17 protein-coding genes and 2 pseudogenes are annotated in these 16,715 nt (G+C 67.2%); 8 read left to right on the top strand and 11 right to left on the bottom strand.

What is annotated here, in order from left to right; translation table 11 throughout:
• Positions 1–244 precede the first annotated feature (244 nt).
• From ACIRPT_RS26145 to ACIRPT_RS26135, 3 genes are read right to left on the bottom strand one after another with little or no spacing between them, the layout of a single operon-like run.
• Entirely contained in the window at positions 245–1,243 is a 999-nt protein-coding gene (locus ACIRPT_RS26145; protein ID WP_403831142.1) for a hypothetical protein, read from the bottom strand.
• A 26-nt stretch (positions 1,244–1,269) separates the two neighbouring features.
• Positions 1,270–2,193, bottom strand: coding sequence for a hypothetical protein (locus ACIRPT_RS26140; RefSeq protein WP_403831139.1), 924 nt, complete (start codon positions 2,191–2,193; stop codon positions 1,270–1,272).
• 6 nt (positions 2,194–2,199) lie between these two features.
• The gene (locus ACIRPT_RS26135; protein ID WP_403831136.1) at positions 2,200–2,643 is read right to left on the bottom strand and encodes a hypothetical protein; all 444 of its coding nucleotides are present in this window, start codon (positions 2,641–2,643) and stop codon (positions 2,200–2,202) included.
• Positions 2,644–3,319: 676 nt separating this feature from the next.
• Between ACIRPT_RS26135 and ACIRPT_RS26130 the strand changes: the two genes are divergently transcribed.
• A complete protein-coding gene (locus ACIRPT_RS26130; protein ID WP_403831650.1) occupies positions 3,320–3,532 on the top strand; it encodes a DUF317 domain-containing protein in 213 nt (70 codons plus the stop codon).
• Between the two features lie 642 nt (positions 3,533–4,174).
• Here the strand turns inward: ACIRPT_RS26130 and ACIRPT_RS26125 are convergent.
• From ACIRPT_RS26125 to ACIRPT_RS26095, 7 genes are all read right to left on the bottom strand, one after another.
• The gene (locus tag ACIRPT_RS26125) at positions 4,175–4,552 is read right to left on the bottom strand and encodes a DUF6193 family natural product biosynthesis protein (protein ID WP_403831134.1); all 378 of its coding nucleotides are present in this window, start codon (positions 4,550–4,552) and stop codon (positions 4,175–4,177) included.
• Positions 4,553–4,893: 341 nt separating this feature from the next.
• Positions 4,894–5,391 carry an aldo/keto reductase gene (locus ACIRPT_RS26120; RefSeq protein WP_403831131.1) on the bottom strand — a complete coding sequence of 166 codons (498 nt, stop codon included), beginning with the start codon at positions 5,389–5,391 and terminating at the stop codon, positions 4,894–4,896.
• A complete protein-coding gene (locus ACIRPT_RS26115) occupies positions 5,388–5,984 on the bottom strand; it encodes an AAA family ATPase (protein WP_403831129.1) in 597 nt (198 codons plus the stop codon). Before ACIRPT_RS26115 ends, ACIRPT_RS26120 begins: the two co-directional genes overlap by 4 nt.
• The gene (locus ACIRPT_RS26110) at positions 5,978–6,583 is read right to left on the bottom strand and encodes an exonuclease domain-containing protein (protein ID WP_403831127.1); all 606 of its coding nucleotides are present in this window, start codon (positions 6,581–6,583) and stop codon (positions 5,978–5,980) included. The genes ACIRPT_RS26115 and ACIRPT_RS26110 overlap by 7 nt, the downstream gene beginning before the upstream one ends.
• Positions 6,580–7,455: a radical SAM protein gene (locus tag ACIRPT_RS26105; RefSeq protein ID WP_403831125.1), complete on the bottom strand. Its 876-nt coding sequence runs from the start codon at positions 7,453–7,455 to the stop codon at positions 6,580–6,582. The genes ACIRPT_RS26110 and ACIRPT_RS26105 overlap by 4 nt, the downstream gene beginning before the upstream one ends.
• A gap of 308 nt (positions 7,456–7,763) precedes the next feature.
• Positions 7,764–8,795: a thymidylate synthase gene (locus ACIRPT_RS26100; protein WP_403831647.1), complete on the bottom strand. Its 1,032-nt coding sequence runs from the start codon at positions 8,793–8,795 to the stop codon at positions 7,764–7,766.
• A gap of 348 nt (positions 8,796–9,143) precedes the next feature.
• Complete coding sequence (locus ACIRPT_RS26095) at positions 9,144–9,752, bottom strand: hypothetical protein (protein ID WP_403831122.1); 609 nt, start codon at positions 9,750–9,752, stop codon at positions 9,144–9,146.
• A 587-nt stretch (positions 9,753–10,339) separates the two neighbouring features.
• Between ACIRPT_RS26095 and ACIRPT_RS26090 the strand changes: the two are divergent.
• The 4 genes and pseudogenes from ACIRPT_RS26090 to ACIRPT_RS26075 all read left to right on the top strand — a co-directional run.
• Positions 10,340–10,790, top strand: a pseudogene (locus tag ACIRPT_RS26090) (mannose-6-phosphate isomerase, class I); the annotation flags it as partial.
• A gap of 171 nt (positions 10,791–10,961) precedes the next feature.
• Positions 10,962–11,321: pseudogene (locus ACIRPT_RS26085) on the top strand (hypothetical protein); the annotation flags it as partial.
• Positions 11,236–11,436: a hypothetical protein gene (locus ACIRPT_RS26080; protein ID WP_403831120.1), complete on the top strand. Its 201-nt coding sequence runs from the start codon at positions 11,236–11,238 to the stop codon at positions 11,434–11,436. The pseudogene ACIRPT_RS26085 and the gene ACIRPT_RS26080, both read left to right, overlap by 86 nt.
• Positions 11,423–11,650, top strand: coding sequence for a hypothetical protein (locus ACIRPT_RS26075; protein WP_403831117.1), 228 nt, complete (start codon positions 11,423–11,425; stop codon positions 11,648–11,650). The genes ACIRPT_RS26080 and ACIRPT_RS26075 overlap by 14 nt, the downstream gene beginning before the upstream one ends.
• A gap of 278 nt (positions 11,651–11,928) precedes the next feature.
• Here ACIRPT_RS26075 and pcaD read toward each other — a convergent pair whose 3' ends face one another.
• Positions 11,929–12,735: a 3-oxoadipate enol-lactonase gene (pcaD, locus tag ACIRPT_RS26070; protein WP_403831114.1), complete on the bottom strand. Its 807-nt coding sequence runs from the start codon at positions 12,733–12,735 to the stop codon at positions 11,929–11,931.
• 99 nt (positions 12,736–12,834) lie between these two features.
• On the opposite strand from pcaD, the gene ACIRPT_RS26065 reads away from it, so the two are divergent.
• From ACIRPT_RS26065 to ACIRPT_RS26055, 3 genes are all read left to right on the top strand, one after another.
• Entirely contained in the window at positions 12,835–13,782 is a 948-nt protein-coding gene (locus tag ACIRPT_RS26065; protein ID WP_403831112.1) for a LysR family transcriptional regulator, read from the top strand.
• A gap of 569 nt (positions 13,783–14,351) precedes the next feature.
• Complete coding sequence (locus ACIRPT_RS26060) at positions 14,352–14,756, top strand: FKBP-type peptidyl-prolyl cis-trans isomerase (RefSeq protein WP_403831109.1); 405 nt, start codon at positions 14,352–14,354, stop codon at positions 14,754–14,756.
• Between the two features lie 801 nt (positions 14,757–15,557).
• Positions 15,558–16,667 (top strand): methyltransferase, encoded by a 1,110-nt coding sequence (locus ACIRPT_RS26055; protein WP_403831107.1) that lies wholly within the window; start codon positions 15,558–15,560, stop codon positions 16,665–16,667.
• Positions 16,668–16,715 lie beyond the last annotated feature (48 nt).

Here is a 16,715-nt window from a genome sequence, read left to right as displayed (position 1 = left end):
AACCTCCCACAGCGATCGGTCGCCCCGGAACAGCACCGCGGGCGGCCGATTCATTCCCCTTGCACGGACATCGGGGGCCGGTCCCCTTGCTAGTTGTCCTTCGACAGCGAAGTTAGTCGTGTGCAGCCCGCTGACCTGGACCGACTAGGTTTACGTCAACGAGCCTGCTCGTGCTGACAGGTCCGCCAGACGGCACAACGGGCAATCCGCCCTCGGGGTTCAACAGGACCCCAGTGCCCTCGGTTCAGCCGTGGAAGGGTGAAGGGGGCACCTCGGGCGCGACGGTTGCCGTGGCAAGGGCGGCCGTGTCCGGGTTGATCAGGCCGCTGAGATCGCGGAGATCGAGCGTGGCGGAGCCGATGCCGCAGCCGTAGGCGAAGAGGTAGTAAGGGGGAAAGTCGACGACGAGTTCGCCGCCGTCCTGCAAGCCCACCTCCATCTTCTTCTGATAGCTGCTGGGCGTGACCGTTCCCTCGGGCGTCTGGCCGCCTGCGAGGAGGGTTTTTGCGTCCGTGGTGCAGGAGCCGCCGTTCATGCCCCTGATCTTCGGGGCGATCAGCCTGGCCAGCCTGGTGGCACCTGCGGTTTGCCGGGCGGCGGGACGAAGGATCTGGTCCTTGTCCAGGATCTTCCAGGTGTCCGTGTCGATGTTGATCCAGTTGTCGATCACCCCACCGTGGTTGCCGCCGACATATACCTGGCCGGTGAGCTGGATCACGGCCAGTTTGCCGACCTGATTGATCCTGGGCTGCTCGGAGAGGGTGAAGGCCGCGTCCTGAGCCACGTCGGACGTGGTCTCGTCGAGGGCGGCGAGGAAGCCCTTGACGTCGTCGTCGATCCGGCTCCTGATCTGCGAGTTGAGCGCATCGACGGCCGGGTTCGCTGACCAGAAGACCGGCAGGGTCGCGTCGACCTTGTACTGGATGCCTCCCTTTCCGGCTCCACTGCGCGTGACCTTGGTGGTGCAGCTGCGCCAGGTGGCGGTGGAGAACACGAGCTCGATCTTCGGCCGTGGTTCGATGACTTTGTTCGGTGCGGCGGCGCACCAGGCGGACGGCTTGTCGCTGGTCGGGCTGGGGCTCGGTACGGCGGTGGACCTTGGCGGGGTGCGGGTGGTCGCGCCAGCGTGCGGGGTGGCGGAGTCCGGAGCCCCGGTATCCCACTGTCTCGTCAGGTACCCGGCGAGCCCGGCCACGATCACGGCGACGACCAGCACCAGCGTCATCCTGCGGTTCGTGCTCATCCTGGCCGGCTTCACCCGTTCCTCACCTACTTCGCCGTGGCCGCTGTGCCCTGCGCCAGCCGGACCGTGCAGGGCGTGCCGCACATCCCTTCCATCGCCTTCGCGCGGTCGGTGACGGCGAAGGAGCCGTCCTCCTGACTGTCCGGGGCGACCGCCTGGTCGTAGGCCGAGGCGAATCCCCTGGTGTGGAACGGCCGGGATCCGTTGGTCACTGTCTGTGTGGTGTGCTCGCCGTTGATGACCTCGTCGAGCACGAGGTCGTAGGTGACATCCCACTTGACGGTCTGGAAGGTGAAGCCGAAGTTCACGATCTCCCCCTTCTTGACGGAGACCGAATGGCCGTCGAAGTAGCGTTCGCCGAACGCTTCCCCCTCGCGATCGGCGTTGCGGGGGACGGGGACCGGTTCGTCGAGGTTGAACCCGATCTTGATGTTGGTGTCCTCGCCCTGGGACGGATAGACGAGCAGGGTCCCGCCGGGAGTTGGGGTGGCCTTGCTGCGGACCTTGATGTGGATGCCCGTGATGTCGACGGTGTGGCTGCGGTTGCCCTCGAGAGTCACCAGCGTGGCCGTCTCGTAGGTGTCCACCTTGTCGGACCGCTTCGACATGAGCGCGGCCACCTGTTCGGTGTGGACCGCCTGTCCGGCGCTCAGCAGCTTTCCCGGGAAGAACCACGCCCCGTTGTGGTTCATGATGCTGTCCCTGGTCTGGACCGTGACCCGCAGCAGCGGGCCACTGGCAATCGCGTCCTTGGCATCCGGGTTGCCGGCGAGGTAGTAGACCACGCCGAATCCGACGACCATGGCGAACGCTATCGCACTGGCCCATTTCGTCCTGTAGTAGTTGTTCGTCACATGTACGTCGCCCACGTCGCCCGCAGCCAGGGTGTTGACACTCCCCTTGCCGGAGCGGACCTGCTGACGCACCGCTCGGCGGTCCCCGTCACCCACCGGTTCCTACTCCCTCTCCTCCGGCGGGAGCGCGACGTTTCCGCCGGCCACGATGTTCCGGCTGCGGCGGCCGGACTTCACGCGCTGATCGAGCGGCGCCGCCGGTCTGTTTCGCACGGCCTGTCCTGGCGCGCCTGTCCCGGCGACGCCGATGTCCCCGCGGGCCACGATGTTCTCGCTGTCCCGGCCTGCGGTGACCTCCTGCCTGTCGGTCGAGGCCGGGCCGGTCTCGGGCGTGCTGCTGCCGCGGATCCACTCGAAGGCGCTGACCGCCAAGCCGCTGAGGAACACGGCAACGACCATCGCCACGGCCCAACGGTCACTGTCGGCTCGCGGGGTCCAGGAGAACCTGAGCGTCATGACCACCGTCGTACTGCCCGCGAAGACCAGGACCGGGACCGCCACCCGCCACGCGACCGACCGCCAAGACCTTGCACCAAGGTCACTCATGTGGGCAATGTTCCCACAGCGCAGGCGAGTTGGACACGCGAGCGACCCAACTCGGCGCTTCGCGCGGTGAGCGCCTCACGCTCCGCAGTCAAGGCACTCCACTCACGCTTCACAAGCGCACTATGTCGCATGCCATGCACGCCGTCCACGCCGCATACGCCTGCCGCGCCGGACGGCCGGCGTGCTGAACTGAACCTCCGTTGCGAGGTGTTGGGAGGTCCACCCCTCGACGGCATGCCCACCCGACCCAGCCACGCCGTGAGCCCTGACCGTGGCGCAACTCAGCTGTCTCGCGGCCGTCACACCCCCAGTCTGCTCACCCCCGCACGACCAGGTTCGCTGCCAAAAGCCGAAACGGCTGGGTTAGCCGTCAAACGACTCGATTGGATGGCAGCGGAACCAGTTCGCCGACGGCAGACGCACACCGCCGGACAGGACTGGAGACCCCCTCCCAGACCATGTCAACGTACGGACGCCGCGGAAAACCGCAGGTCAACGAAGGGATTTTTGCTCATGACGCTCACCGCTACCGCCCCGTTCCACGCTCCCGCCGCGCTTCCGTCGCCGCCCTCGGCGAGCGTGAGTGGCTGCTCGACTGCCAGTGCGCAGGCCCCGTCACCGACCTCCTCAAGAATCAGGGGTGGGACGTCGCCTCTGACCTGGACAGCAACGTCCACTGCTCCAGCCCCGACCAACGCGTCTACGTGGGATTTCTCCCCCTGAGAGCTCCGCAGCGGCGCGCGGCGAGCTGCGGCACATCCACGTTAAGGGGGCGAACGGCACAATCGCCTGGCACCAGAGCTTCGGGCCGGACACCCCGACACAGGCCGTCGCCGGATTCCTCGCCGCCCTCATCTCCTCCCCCAGCCGCCACTGCCCCTGCATCTGACCCGGAGATCCCGCATGACTCGCCACTCGATCGCCGTGACCGCCTATCATGCCGACGGCACCATCTGCCGCTCCGAACATCGGCACACCACCGCCGGCAGCCCCCTCACCGACGGATGTACCGGACGGGAACGATTTCTCGCGACCCGCAGCTGCAAGCAGTGGACCAGCGGCCCCTCGGCCCCGTACCTGGACCGCAGCAATCTTGTTCGCCGCCCCATGCCCGCGTCGGCGCGTGGTGCTCTCTTGCGCTCCGTCCCCCCACGCCGCCCCACCGAGCCGATCCGCGCCATGTGGGACACCGCCCGGGGACCTGAGCGGCTCCAGCCCGGCGCGATCCTGCTGAGTTGGAAGCCCGGCCGCGACGGCGGCATGGACGTGACCGCGCGCCTCGGGCTGGCTGCGACCACTGTCGTACTCGCCACCTGGCCCGGTCTCAACGGTGACTGGACGGACGCCCATCGTCCATCCCACGCTGTACGAGGTCGCTGGTCTTCACGCTGCTCTGACAGCGGCCACCGACGCCCTCCACCTCGCCAACCACCAGGCCGCTTCCTGACGCCATCCATCCCCACCGCTGAGGGCTGCCCCACGCCGGGCAGCCCTCAGCGGGCTTATGAGGTCTCTGGAGCATCCGCCCTGACTACTCCGACTGTTCTTTTTCGGCCAGTTCCTCGGGCGTGCCAACGAAGGCACGACCGCAGCCTGGCGGGAGTCGTTCGACCACCATCGCGATGGCAGCCTCCGCGGTCGGGGCGGGGCCGACGCTCTGGGACCGTGAGGGCCCACCGACGAAGAAGCCGCCGCCCAGCATCGGGGCGATGAACGGGACGTCCCAGGTCCAACGCGGCTCTGTGCACCGGCTGAAGTGCAACTTGGCCATGCCGACCCAGGGGAACAGCTGCCGTAGTCGCGGCTCGGCGTAGGCGGCGCGTAGCAACTTGCCGTCCACGCGTTGGGTGGTAAGCAGCTTCTGCCATGCGGCTTCGATGATGTCTTCCTCTGGCACGCCGTCCGTCATGCCCCGCATTCTGCTCGACGTCGAAAGATTTCGGCCAGCTCGCGGTGATAACTCTTGACCCCGTCCCGGGGCATGCCTCGTCTTCAGAGGGCGAACGATTCGTGTCGTCCCGTGTGGGCCGGGCAGGCGGCCGACTACGAGACGGCCAAGCGGGTGTAGTGCTGCTGGTCCCCTCGGCCGGGCCACACGCGGGCGCGGTCGAGAGCCTCACTCCTGACGGGGCCCGGACAGATAGATGCCGGCCAGTGTGCCGTCGTACCCCGCGGCCCGGGCTGCGGCCTCCAGGCTCGGGTAATCCTGGCCGATGCCTTCGCCGATCATCGCCAGGTAGTCCGCGCGGGTCAGTTCGCGCCCGACCCATGGCCGAGGCTTCCGATCTTTCCCTCGTCCTGGAGAGCTCGGAGCGTTCCGATCTGGTCAGCGGTCGGAACCTCGGGGTCGATGCGGTGGAGGTAGCACAGCTCCAGCCGCTCAACGCCGAGCCGACGCAGGCTCGCCTCGACGCAGGACCGCAGATAGACGGGGTGGCCGTGAGGGGCCCAGACGTTGGGTGCGGGCCGGACCAGACCGACCTTCGTGGCGATCAGCACGTCTTCCGGGTACGGGTACAGCGCCTCACGGATCAGGTGCTCGACGGTGTGCGGGCCGTAGGCGTCCGCGGTGTCGATGTGTGTGATGCCGTGGGTGTGCACGGCCTGGCGGAGCACTCTGATGGCAGTGTGCCGGTCTTCAGGGTCACCCCGGGTGCCGGGCCCGGTCAGGCGCATGGTGCCGAAGCCGAGCCGGGAGACGGACTTCCCGGCGATGGTGATGGTGCCCGCGGGCGGAGTGCCGCTCATGCGGCCACTGCCTTGAGGGCGACATCGACAGTGTGCTGGACGGCGGCGGCCTGATTGCCGGGGACGCTAGTGACGCGGAGCACGTTGGCCAGCTTCTCGTCGGTGAGGACTTCGTTCAGTTGGTGGTCGACCAGAGCGCGGAAGCCGTGGTCGTAGTCGGGACCCTGGTCCGAGGCGAGCGGGACGGCCGGGTCGAGCACCGTGGCCAACAGCACGCTGTACTTCGCGGACTGCGCACGGGCCATCAGGTGCAGGTCCATGCTGTAGTGGGCCTCCTCGCGGTAGGCGAGCGCCGCCAAGTAGTAGACCCACGCGTCGAGGACGGCGCGGTCCGCGAGGACGACCTGGGCGCCCTGAGCGTTGGCCGCGAGCTCGTCAGCGATGCCTTGGGCCATGATCCATTCCGTGGATTCCGCGGTGTGGTGCTGCATTTTCGGCAGACCAAGGGCAGCAGCGCGTTGGGCAAGGCGGCCCGTGCGGGCCACGGTGATCCCGTGGCCGCGCAACTCCATCTCGATCCGCTTGAACAGCGTCGTCGCGCAGGTGGAGGGCGCACCGAGAACTCCGATGCGGATGGGCACTTGTATCACCACAGGGTGGGGTCCTTATCTGGTTCGGGGGCGCCAGGCAGGCTGGGCGGAACTGCCACGGCAACGAGCTGGTCCCAGGTCTCGTAGTGAGCGGCCATGGCGATGAGGAGCTGCGCCGTGGCGTAGGCGTCGTACGTGGCGCGGTGCCGGCCGACCGCGGGGGCTTCCGAGAGGTCCGGCTTCACGTGGGTGATCAGCGCGTCCAGCCCATAGGAGGACGCGTCGGGGTAGGTGGCCTTGGCCAGGCGGAGTGTGTCGATGACTCCGTCCGGCTCCCACTTCGGCAGATGCGCCTTCAGCACGCGGTAGTCCACGTGAGCGTGGTGGGCGCAGATCCAGGCGTCCCTCATGAGGCCGTGGACCTGGTCCGCGATCTTGTCCCACGTAGGGGCACCGGCCAGGTCTTCGTTGCGCAGGCCGTGCACCCGGGTTGCGTGCGGCGTCACGGACCGGGGCGGGCGGATCAGCCACGCCCCGGCCGTGCGCTTGTCCGCCTGGCCGTCACGGATGGGCAGCGCGGCGACCTCAACCAGGTCGGGCGGGTTCCCGCCGTTGCCTTCGACGTCGACGACAAGCAGCTTCGGCCAGGCAGAGAAATTCATGGCGTTGGGCTTCCGTTCTCCGACTGCCAGCCGATGGGGGCCCGGCCGTGCTGACGGTAGTGGTGGGGCTTCGCTCGGTCGTGGCACTGGTAGCCGAATCCGTGCTGGAGGAAGTAGCGCGGCGGCTCGTCCAGTCCCTCCACGATGATGGCGCGGTCGTCGATCTCCACGGGGCCCGTCGCGCCGAGGGCTCGGGCTTCTTCGGTGACTTCGGCAAGGTCGGGCTTGTCCCACGCCGACCTGCACGGGGAGATCTGTTCCTCGGGGCAGATGTTGCACAGTTCCTTGATGCCGTAGTGGCCGTTGTAGTCGGCCTCGCCATGGGCGTAGGCGACGGCACATGAGGTCTTGCGGAACGGCGCTCCCCAGGGGGCGGATAGGTTCTCGTCCGTGCGGAAGTAGTCGAGGATTCGCTGCTCGACGGTCTCCGGCATGATTTTGCGCCGGGCCGTGTCCTCGTACGGCAGCGGCAGGCCGTGCGACTCGTAGTACTCGGCGATCTCCTCACGGAAGAACAAGCCCGTGAACACGGTGGCATGCGCATACGCGGACAGCCCACGAGCCCGTTCGAGGTGCGCGTCGCTGTCGTTGAGGCCGGGAACGATCGGCCGCCAGTACAAGACGGTGCAGTATCGCTCCGCGTTGTCGAACAGGGTGCGTAGGCTGGCCGCGGCGATGTTCGAGTCGACCGGTTCGATCTTCTCGTTGTCGATGCCCGAGTGGGTGACCAAGACGGTCAGGCGCAGGTTCTTGAGAGAGTTGAGGACTGCGCAGTCCTCGGCATCGACGCGCCAGCGCGTGATGATCAGCACGTGGTTCGTCAGGCCCTGGTCGTCCAAGTGCCGGAGCACGTTGAACAGGTGAGGCTTCACCCTTGGCAGCATGGGATCCGTAGCTCTGTTCAGAAACTGCCGGCGTCCTGTGAGCCCGGAAGTACGAGTGATTGACGAGGCGTGCGACGGCCTCCTCATCGCTCATGAGGCGCCTGGGGATCTTCATCTCGAAGTTGTCGAAGAGGTGCCGGACGCAATACCCGCACTCCAGTGGGCAGCCGAGGATCCAGTTCAACGACAGCCCCGACTTCCGGTACTCGATCACGTCGGCGAGCGCCGGCTTCAGGGATCCGAACTTGTCGGGGGCAGGATCGGCAGAGCGCGCCGTGGTGAGGCAAGAGGATCGGTCATGGAGTCCTCCAGGAAGGGAGTAAGGCGTCGGTTGGGACGGCCTGGGGCGGGACGGGCGGCGCCAAGAGTTCACGGCGGCTGGCTCCGAACCAGGTGCCGAAGTCCCTGCGGGCCGCATCCGGGTCGTCCGAGGTGTGCACCAGATTCCGTACGAGGCGCTTCTCGGCGAGGGCACGTTCGGGGCTGTCGTTGCCGAGGTCGCCTCGAATGGTCCCGGCGGCGGCCCGGGTCGGGTCGAAGTGCCCGATGAGGTGGTGCAGGCGAGCGTGGATGCCGGGCTCCCCGTAGGCGAGGGCAACCGCGACCGTCTTGCCTGCGTACGCGGCGTCCAGGCAGGCAGGGATATCGCGGTCAGGGAACCAGTCGGCGTCAACGAGCAGGTCCCAGTAGTGCACGTGGGCCTGCCAGGGCTGCACGGTGACGTCGCGGCGGTTGGCGATCGTGACTCGCAGCGCGGCCAGCACATCGCGGCTCACGGCGTCGGCCTGGTCGTGCACGACCTGCCGGTACGCCTCGAACAGCAGCAGGACCTGCTGCCAGTACGCGTCTACGTCGAGGTACGCGATGTCGGCTGCGCTGTAGCGGACCTTGTTCGTGCGGAGCAGCTCCTCGTGCTCGAGGACTCGCGTGATGGTGTCGGGATTGGTATCCGTCGGCATCGCCCAGAACGGGAAGTGCTGCGGGTGGCTCCGCGCGTCCACCTCGTTCAGCACCTTCTGGACACGCTCGGTGTTCCGGTCGTTCACGTGCGCCGAGCCGATGTGATGGGTGTAGGTGCCCAGCTCCAGGCCGAGTTGGACGGCGGCGTACTCCTGGATCATGGTGAAGCTGAAGACATCGGACAGGAGGCCGCAGTCCAGGCCGTTGGCCCGCATATTGCACACCATGTGCAGGCGTCCGCCACGTGCGGGCAGGTGCAGTCCGGCCAGGCACGCCATGCCGGGGTTGTCGCTGACGTTCAGCTCGGCGGCGGAGAAGACCGGGAGGTATCCGCGTTTGCTGTCGGGCTCCGTGCGAAGCAGCTCCAGGACCCGGTCGAACGGCGAGGACGCGTTACTGCGATCCCCTCATCCGACTCCCCAACTCGTGAACATCAGTCGCCCGTTCTCGGGCTGACGTGTCAGCAGCGGCAGACGCTCTCCATCGACCTCGACCACGTTGTCCACCAATGACAGCAACCGCGCATCCGTCTCACCATGCCCACCAAGGCAGTTCTGGGGTACGCGGTCACGGGTGGGGCCGACCGCCCTGAACAGGGCGGGTTCGGCGTTCGTGAGCTATTTTCCGACGGCTCCCTGGGCCGCTCATGGGTCGACCGGGTCCGGCACATGCGTTCTCGGCGTTCTCTTAGGCCGAGAACGAGAGGTAACGCCGCCTCAGATGGTCGGGGTGTCGTCAACAATCGGCTTGTGAATCTCGACAACCGGCTTCCACCCCGCGGAGAACTCGATGAAGTCCGCACGGGTGGGGTAGGTGTCGACCGCGCGACGGTCACGCTTGGGGCTGTCGCTCCCCTTGCGCCCCCGGGGAATCTGCTCCTCGAAGATGTCGACCTTCACGTCGGGAACCTCCTTGAGGCCCTGGCGCCAGATCTGCACGACATCGGCGCCGAAGGCCTGCCGGGCCGCAGCGTAAAGGGCCGTGAGGGCCCCCTTGTCCCCACTAGGGACGAAAAGTGCCAGGTCCAGCACGACTCCGGCGGACTGGAGGACCTCGATGGTCACCGAGCCGTTCTCGTCGGCCAAGTAGATTCCGGCTTCATTCTCGTCGTCGGGAAGGCAGGAGACCTCTTCCTGGAATACGGTTCTCGCCGTGATCGAGCCGCCCTCGAAATCCTCACCGGACTTGGTCAGAAAAGCAGGGACATAGCAGTCGGGAAGCTTGAGTTCTGCCGTGTCGGCGGAAATAAAGAGCCTGTCTTTCACGCCGAGCTTCGTCACCTCTTCCAGCGAGAGGCGGCGAGCGGCGATCTTCTCCGTGTTCACGTTTTCCCTTTCAGGTTGCATTGTCCCTCCGAACAAGGACGCTACCACGAAACCCTGAGGTCAACTGCCCATTAATCTTTGGGTAAATGGCCTCCGATGACCTGCTCAGGAGGATACCGAAGCGAGTGCCACTCGGCCCGGAACACACATCCACAAGGCAGTGTCCCGCGTCATGCTGTTGGGGATCAACTGGCGGTTGCATTCCGGCGCGTTGGGTAGCACAGAGGAACTAAAAGAGAGTTTACGGCAGATATCACCCATATCCCCTTCGGGGAGGTGGCGGCGCGGTAAGGCGATCCATTCGTCGCGCATCTCGAAGAGCGCAGCGGAAACCAACCGGATGGTCCGACAATGCAACGAAGGAGACCCCCACCGGCAACATCTGGATGAAGCGCGAACTGGAAGTCGCGTACTATCGCGCCCTCTTCGGTCAGGACTTCGGCGTAGTCGCTTCCCCGCCAGCCTCCGGCGTCACGAGCGCGACGACCCCAGCCAGGCGAACGGCCACCGTGACGTTGGATCTGCCGACTCGTCGCCCTCCCCCGCGTCGTAGCGCTCCGCCTCGGACTCGTACCGCTTCTTGTCGCCTGGATGCAAGCGCGTCTCACGCCTATCTCACCGGCCTGGGCGTCGAGATCATGGCGAACTCTGACAATGTGCTGCGCTGCGGGCTGACCTCCAAGCATGTCGATGTGCCGGAACTCCTGAGCGTCGTCCGCTTCGAGGCACATACGCCGGAGGTGCTGCGTCCGGAGCCGGCCGACGGGGAGGCGGTATACCGGACACCGGTCGACGAGTTCCGACTGTCGCGCTACGTCGTAGTCGGCCAGGCACGAATTACCGGCGGTGCCGCGCCGCAGATTCTGTTGTGCACGGCGGGCCGGGTCGTGCTGGAGGTCTTGTCGACGGGTGCACAACTTGCTCTGGGTCCAGGGGAGTCGCCCTTCATCCCGGCGAACGAGGGGGGATGGGAATGCGGGTGCGGAGGTGGAGGTCCGCGGATCAGGCGTGCTCTTCCGTGCGACGGTTGCCGGCTGACCGGGAACCACGGACCGGAACGCGCGGTGAATTCGGTTCCGGGTGGCGCGGACTGAGGGGGCGGCGGTGCCGGTGCTGCATGGGCGATGGGTACACCGAAGGCAGGCCGCTGTCGCGCAAGAGCGCATCAGCGTGCTCCTCAAGAGGGCGCTGGGCTGAGGCCCCTCCGGAACAGCGCTGTCGGCCCGCGCCCGGCCTCGTCGCGCGAGGAAGACGGTGCACGACCGGCACCTCCGGTGGTTAGCTGACGGCACGTGGGAGAGGGATCTGCGGGCTGTGCAGGCCGGAGCAGACGTGGAAGGCCGCACTGGCGGGCGCATGGTCAGCGTGAACTCGGCAGCGTGCCGAGCGCACCAGCACGCGCTGCGCATCACCAGGGCCCCTCATCCCGGGAGGGTGTGGGATTCCTCAGCGCGATGCGCGCAGGGACGAGTCCAAGGTGCTCATGAGGTGGAACACCGCCACCCAGGCCGCTCTGGTCGCCAACAACGGCCAGAGGATCGGCAGCTGGGGAGCGGTCGGCACCGCGGCGCAGAAGGCTGGAACCCTCTCGCTCGGCTCGCCGTCCGCTCCCCCAGATGGCGAGCCGTGCGTGTCGCACCGGACTGCCACAGAACATCAGGAGAACCGCTATGGCACCCGGTAACCGGCAGCCCACCGCCCGCACCCCGCTGCTCAAAGCCGCCCTCGCCGGGCTGGGCGTGGTCTTCTTCGCTGTCGCCGTCGCCCGCTCCGCCTCATGGGCCTACGGCGCAGGCGCCCTCTGCCTCGCCGCCTCGGTCATCGCCGGCCGACGGCCCAAGCGAATGGCACGCACCACCCAGCCCCCCAACGCCGACGGCCCTCCCTCTCCCCATTAGCAAGGCGATCACCGCCCGAAGATAGATGCCGCCCCGGAGCACACGGCGAAACTGGCCATGGGGAGCTAGGACGCAGGGCCTCGCCCCTCCTGCTCGCTTTGGCTTCGACAACCGCGAGCTACCAGGAGGCGCTCTCTTCATGCGCGTACGGGCGCCAACTCATTGGATTCAGGTCCCTGTTCGATCAACGGCGAGGTCCGGATCGGACGACAGGGGCTTGTCAGAGCCTGTTGGTCGGGACAGCGGGAAGGAGCCGCCGCGACACAACGCAGTAGCTGTCAAGACTGTTCCGTGAGGAAGGCCACCACAGCGTCCACGAACTCCGCCTGCCCTTCGACGTTCGCCATGTGCACCGTGGGCAGGACGATGAACCGCGCGCCGGGGACGGTCGCGGCGAGCTCCTTCCCGTGATCGGCGGTCGTGACGCTGTCGTGCTCGCCCGCGATGACCAGTGTCGGGTTGTGGATGAGCGCAGCCGTGCGGCGCAGGTCGTAGTCGCGCACCGCAGCCCAGCTCCCAGCCACGCCCTCGCGCTGCGTGGCAAGCAGGGTGCGGCGAAAGCCCTCGACAACCTCGTCGTCGCCCTGCAGCATGCGGGCCGGGAACCAGTTGTGCAGGAACCTCTCCGCGGTGACCTGCATGTCGGGGGCTTCCAGCAGTTCGGCGATCGGTCGGTCCCACTGATTCGCCGGGCCGAGGTTGGCGGCGGTGTTGGAGAGCACCAGGCGATCAACGCGCTCCGGAACGTGGATCCCCAACCACTGCGCGACGATTCCGCCCAGCGACAGGCCCAGCACGTGCACCCGCTGCAGGCCTAGGGCATCCAGCAGTTCCACCACGTCGCGCCCCAGCCGGTCCAGGGAATACGGGCCGCTCGGGACATCGGAGGCGCCGTGGCCGCGCGCGTCGTAGCGCAGCAGCCGGAAGTGCTCGGTCAGAGCCGACACCTGGCCATCCCACATGTGGAGGTCGGTGCCGATGGAGTTCGAGAGCAGCAGCACCGGCTTGTTCTCGTCACCGTCGAAGCGGTAGACGATGCGGACGCCATCGCCGGTCGTGATGGCAGTACGGGTCTGAGAAGTCATGTCAGCTCCAGTGATCCAGCAAGTATGCACTCAGCCTATGAATGCCACCTGCAGAGTTCTATTACAAAGATCGAAAGAGCCCTGTAGGTTTGCTGGACAATGTCAAACTTCACGCTCCACGAGTTGCAGTGCTTCAACGCCGTTGTGCTCGACGGCGGCTTCCAGGCCGCCGCCGAGCGGCTGCACCGCTCGCACCCTTCTGTGTTCTCAGCAGTCGCCAAGCTGGAGCGCCAGCTGGGCCTGGACCTGCTGGATCGCTCGGGCTATCGGGTTCAGCTCACCGAGGCGGGGCACGCCTTCCACCGCAAGGTGCGCATCCTGCTGCATGAGGCCGAGGAACTGCAGACCTACGCCGCGCAGTTGGCGATGGGCGAAGAGGCCGAACTGCGAGTGGTGCTAGGGGACCTGTGTCCACTCCCACCGGTGTTGGAGATGCTCAGCCGCTTCTTCGCGCAGTGCCCGCAGACACGACTGCACCTGCAGTTCGAGGCGGTCACCGGACCCTGGGAGCGGCTGCTGGAGGACGAAGCCGATCTCATCGTGCACCGCGTCCCCAAAAGCGACGTGCGGATGGAGTGGATCGATCTCGGGCGCGTCGCGCTGGTGCCCGTCGTGGCGCCCGGTTTCCTGCCCTTCCCTCCGGACACCGACATCACACCGCAGCGGATGCAGGCCTTCACCCAATGCATGGTCCGGGATTCGGCGCGGCATCCGTCGGAACAAGGCCATTTCCTGGTCGAAGGCGCGCCCCGGAGCTCCGTTCCGGATCACCTCATGAAGAAGGAGCTGATCTTGCACGGCATGGCGTGGGGACACGTGCCGCGGTTCATGATCGAGACCGAGTTGCGTGACGGAAGCCTGCTTTCCATCGCCGGACGGCACTTTCCAGGCGTGGTCGAGGAACTCTCGGCAGCTCGCCGGCGCGACCGACCGCACGGGCCAGTCGCCGACCAGCTGTGGGACTTCTTGGCCCGCCAGACACCGGTCCTACGGCCGACGCTGGGCCATGTCCCCAAGGCGAAGAAAGCGTCGGAACACCACAGGTGACATCGCCGTGATCGCCAGTAGTCAACAACACGTCCTTCGAACACGACGGTCGCCTGATCGTCCAGTACCGGGAGGACGCGCCGTCCGGCCGTTGCCGTGCTGTCGAGGCGTCCGTCGAACTGACAGCGCCCAGGCGCAACGCCTGAGATGTCTGCTCCCCTCCGCCTCAGTACGAAAGTGGATGGGCAGCGGCGCCGGGCGGCTTGGCAGTAGTCCGCTGTCGGCGCGCGGGAAGGAACGCCTCGGCGGCGTCTGTCGACTCCATCTGCTCAGTGTGACCCTGCACGGAGCGACCGCGGAACCCGTCGCCCGCTCGTCGCAAGGCACCCGTGACCCTATAAGACGGTTCTGCCGCTGGGCGCCGACGGGGGAGACAGATCGGTCTCCTCGACGAGACCGCCAGCGTGCGCGGCCACCACACCGGACCGGGCCTTCCCGCGGAATGCCGGCTGGCGCCGTGCACCGCTGGGTTCGATGTTCCCCGGGAATCGGCATTCTCGATAGCGTGGAGTGTCCACGTGTCCGGTTGGCCCGTGCGAGGGCTGCCAACGGAGAATGATGAGGCTGCAGTGAGTCAACCGACGAAGCCCAAGGTCGACGTTCCGGAGGGTGACGCCCCCACCGAACTGACCATCCAGGACCTGGTCGTCGGGGACGGGGCCGAGGTGAAGCCGGGCATGGTGGTCAGGGTTCACTACGTCGGAGTGACGTACGAGTCCGGGAAGGAGTTCGACGCCTCCTGGGACCGGGGCGAGCCGTTCAAGTTCGCCCTGGGCGGTGGCAAGGTCATCAAGGGCATGGACCGGGGGATGAGAGGCATGAAGGTCGGCGGCCGGCGTGAGATCATCGTTCCCCCGCGTCTCGGCTACGGCAAGCAGTCACCCTCACCGTTGATCCCAGCAGGCTCGACCCTCGTCTTCGTGGTGGACCTGCTCGACTCGTACTCCAGCACAGCCGGGTGGAGCAACACATAGTGGCACCGGCCGCTCCTCCCCTGGCAACGTGCTGCGTCGTCTCCGGATGGTGGTGCCACCGTGCTCATCGCTGCCGCTCCGGCTACCGCCTGCGCGGTGTCCGAGCAGACTGGCATGGTTGCGGGTGACGGTCGCCCTTTCAGGCGGCTGAGAATCGCACCCCCGGGCCGCTCCCCCATCTGCATCGCACACATCGGGATCCGTACCCTTCCCGGACCAGTTCGTTTCAAGATATCGCTCGTCCCACCATTTTCGCTGGTCAGCACGGTGCGCTGGCTATACCACCAGCAGATGAAGAGCCTGCTGTGCGGTGCCGGCTCGGGCAGTCCCGCCCGGCCGATGCCCGATGGTGTCGAGCTCGTTGAGGTGCTGGCGCTCATCGGCGAGATTGGCCACGACGGCGCGACAGCCCGGTACGGTGCGCGGGCCGTAGCTCGAGCCCTGGCGATAGCCGGGCGGCATCCTGCGAACCAGCGGCCCGGCCTTTCACCTCGGCCGCATGAACCGGACGGCGAACCACCGAGATGAGGGCATCTCCCTGGGCGATGACCGAGGGAGCATCAGGGGGTATCCGCGCTTTCGGGGGGCCTGCCCCCGTGCGCCCTTCCCGGCCCCCGCCAGCTGTCCTACCGTCGCCAGCACGACATTTCTGATCCGCAGAGGAGGACGTGTGTTAACTCCCCGCATGGCCGTAATCCAGATTGACGGCGGTAGGCACGGCGGTCCGCCGGATGACCAGCCGTGGCCGGTGCCGGACGAGGAGCCGAGCCCCGACGGCAGCCGCCCCCAGGAAGTGGCTCCGTGACCACACAGTCTTCGCCAGCCCACCCGGGACAGGCCGCGCTCGTCAGGGAACTGGCAGAGAGCGGCCTGCTCTCCCCCCAATGGCGTGACGCCTGGGAGCGCACCCCGCGGCATCACTTCATCCCGGATCCGGCCTGGCGTCAACTGCGGCGCGGCTGCGAGCTGGTGACCGGCCGCGAGCGGTTGGACCTGATCTACAGCGATGAGCCCGTGGTCACGCAGTTGGACAACGGTCAGCCGGGCGGGCCCGGCATCGCCACGTCCTCCAACTCGATGCCCTCGATGGTCGCCCGACAGCTCAGCGCCCTGGACATCCGGCCCGGCCACCACGTCCTGGAGATCGGCACAGCCACCGGCTACGTGGCCGCGCTGCTGTGCCGGCGTGTGGGCGAGGAGAACGTCTTCAGCGTCGAGATCGACGGCGTGCTCGGCGACCAGGCGCAGGCCAATCTCGAAGGCGAGGGGCTGCGCCCCACCCTGCGGGTCACGGACGGCTCGATGGGTCTCGCCGACCACGCACCGTACGACCGGATCCTGTCCACGTGCGCCCTGCGCGAGGTACCTCAGTGCCTGGCTGGCCAGCTCGTGCCCGGCGGCGTCCTGGTGGCCCCGATGACCAACGTCTTCTACGGCGGCGCCACGGTCCGCTTGGTCCGCGAGGACAACGGGGAGCTCGTCGGCCGGTTCTTCCACGGTGCTTCGTACATGCCGATGCGCTCCCACCGGCTGGAGAAGCTGGCTCCGCCGGACACCACCACTGCACGGCGCCGGGAGACCGACCTTGAGCCCGAGAGGCTCTACCCGTTGGGCTTCGCCCTGTACGGCAGCGCCCGCCTACCGGGCGTACGGATGACACACGGTTTCCACCAGGACGTCCGGACCGTGTGGCTCCAGGCCGAGGACGGCTCAGCGGCCGTCGCCAGCGGTGGGACGGTGACGGTGTACGGCCCGCGAGACCTGTGGACGGAGGCCGAAGAGATCGAGGCGGAGTACGCCGCCCTCGGCAGCCCTGACAACCAAGCCTTCGGCCTGAAGGTCACTCCGCACGGCCAGCACCTATGGCTACACGCCCCGACGCAAGCGATCCAGGCGAAGCCGCGCGAGTGACGTCGTCCCGAACCCGCGGTCCTCTGCGCCGGGCTCGGCTGACCCGCT

Origin of the sequence: Streptomyces sp. NPDC101227, from assembly GCF_044767545.1 — a bacterium.
Classification (GTDB): domain Bacteria; phylum Actinomycetota; class Actinomycetes; order Streptomycetales; family Streptomycetaceae; genus Streptomyces.
The sequence above is the reverse complement of the archived record's forward strand: the minus strand, read 5'-3'. Positions and strand labels throughout refer to the sequence as shown.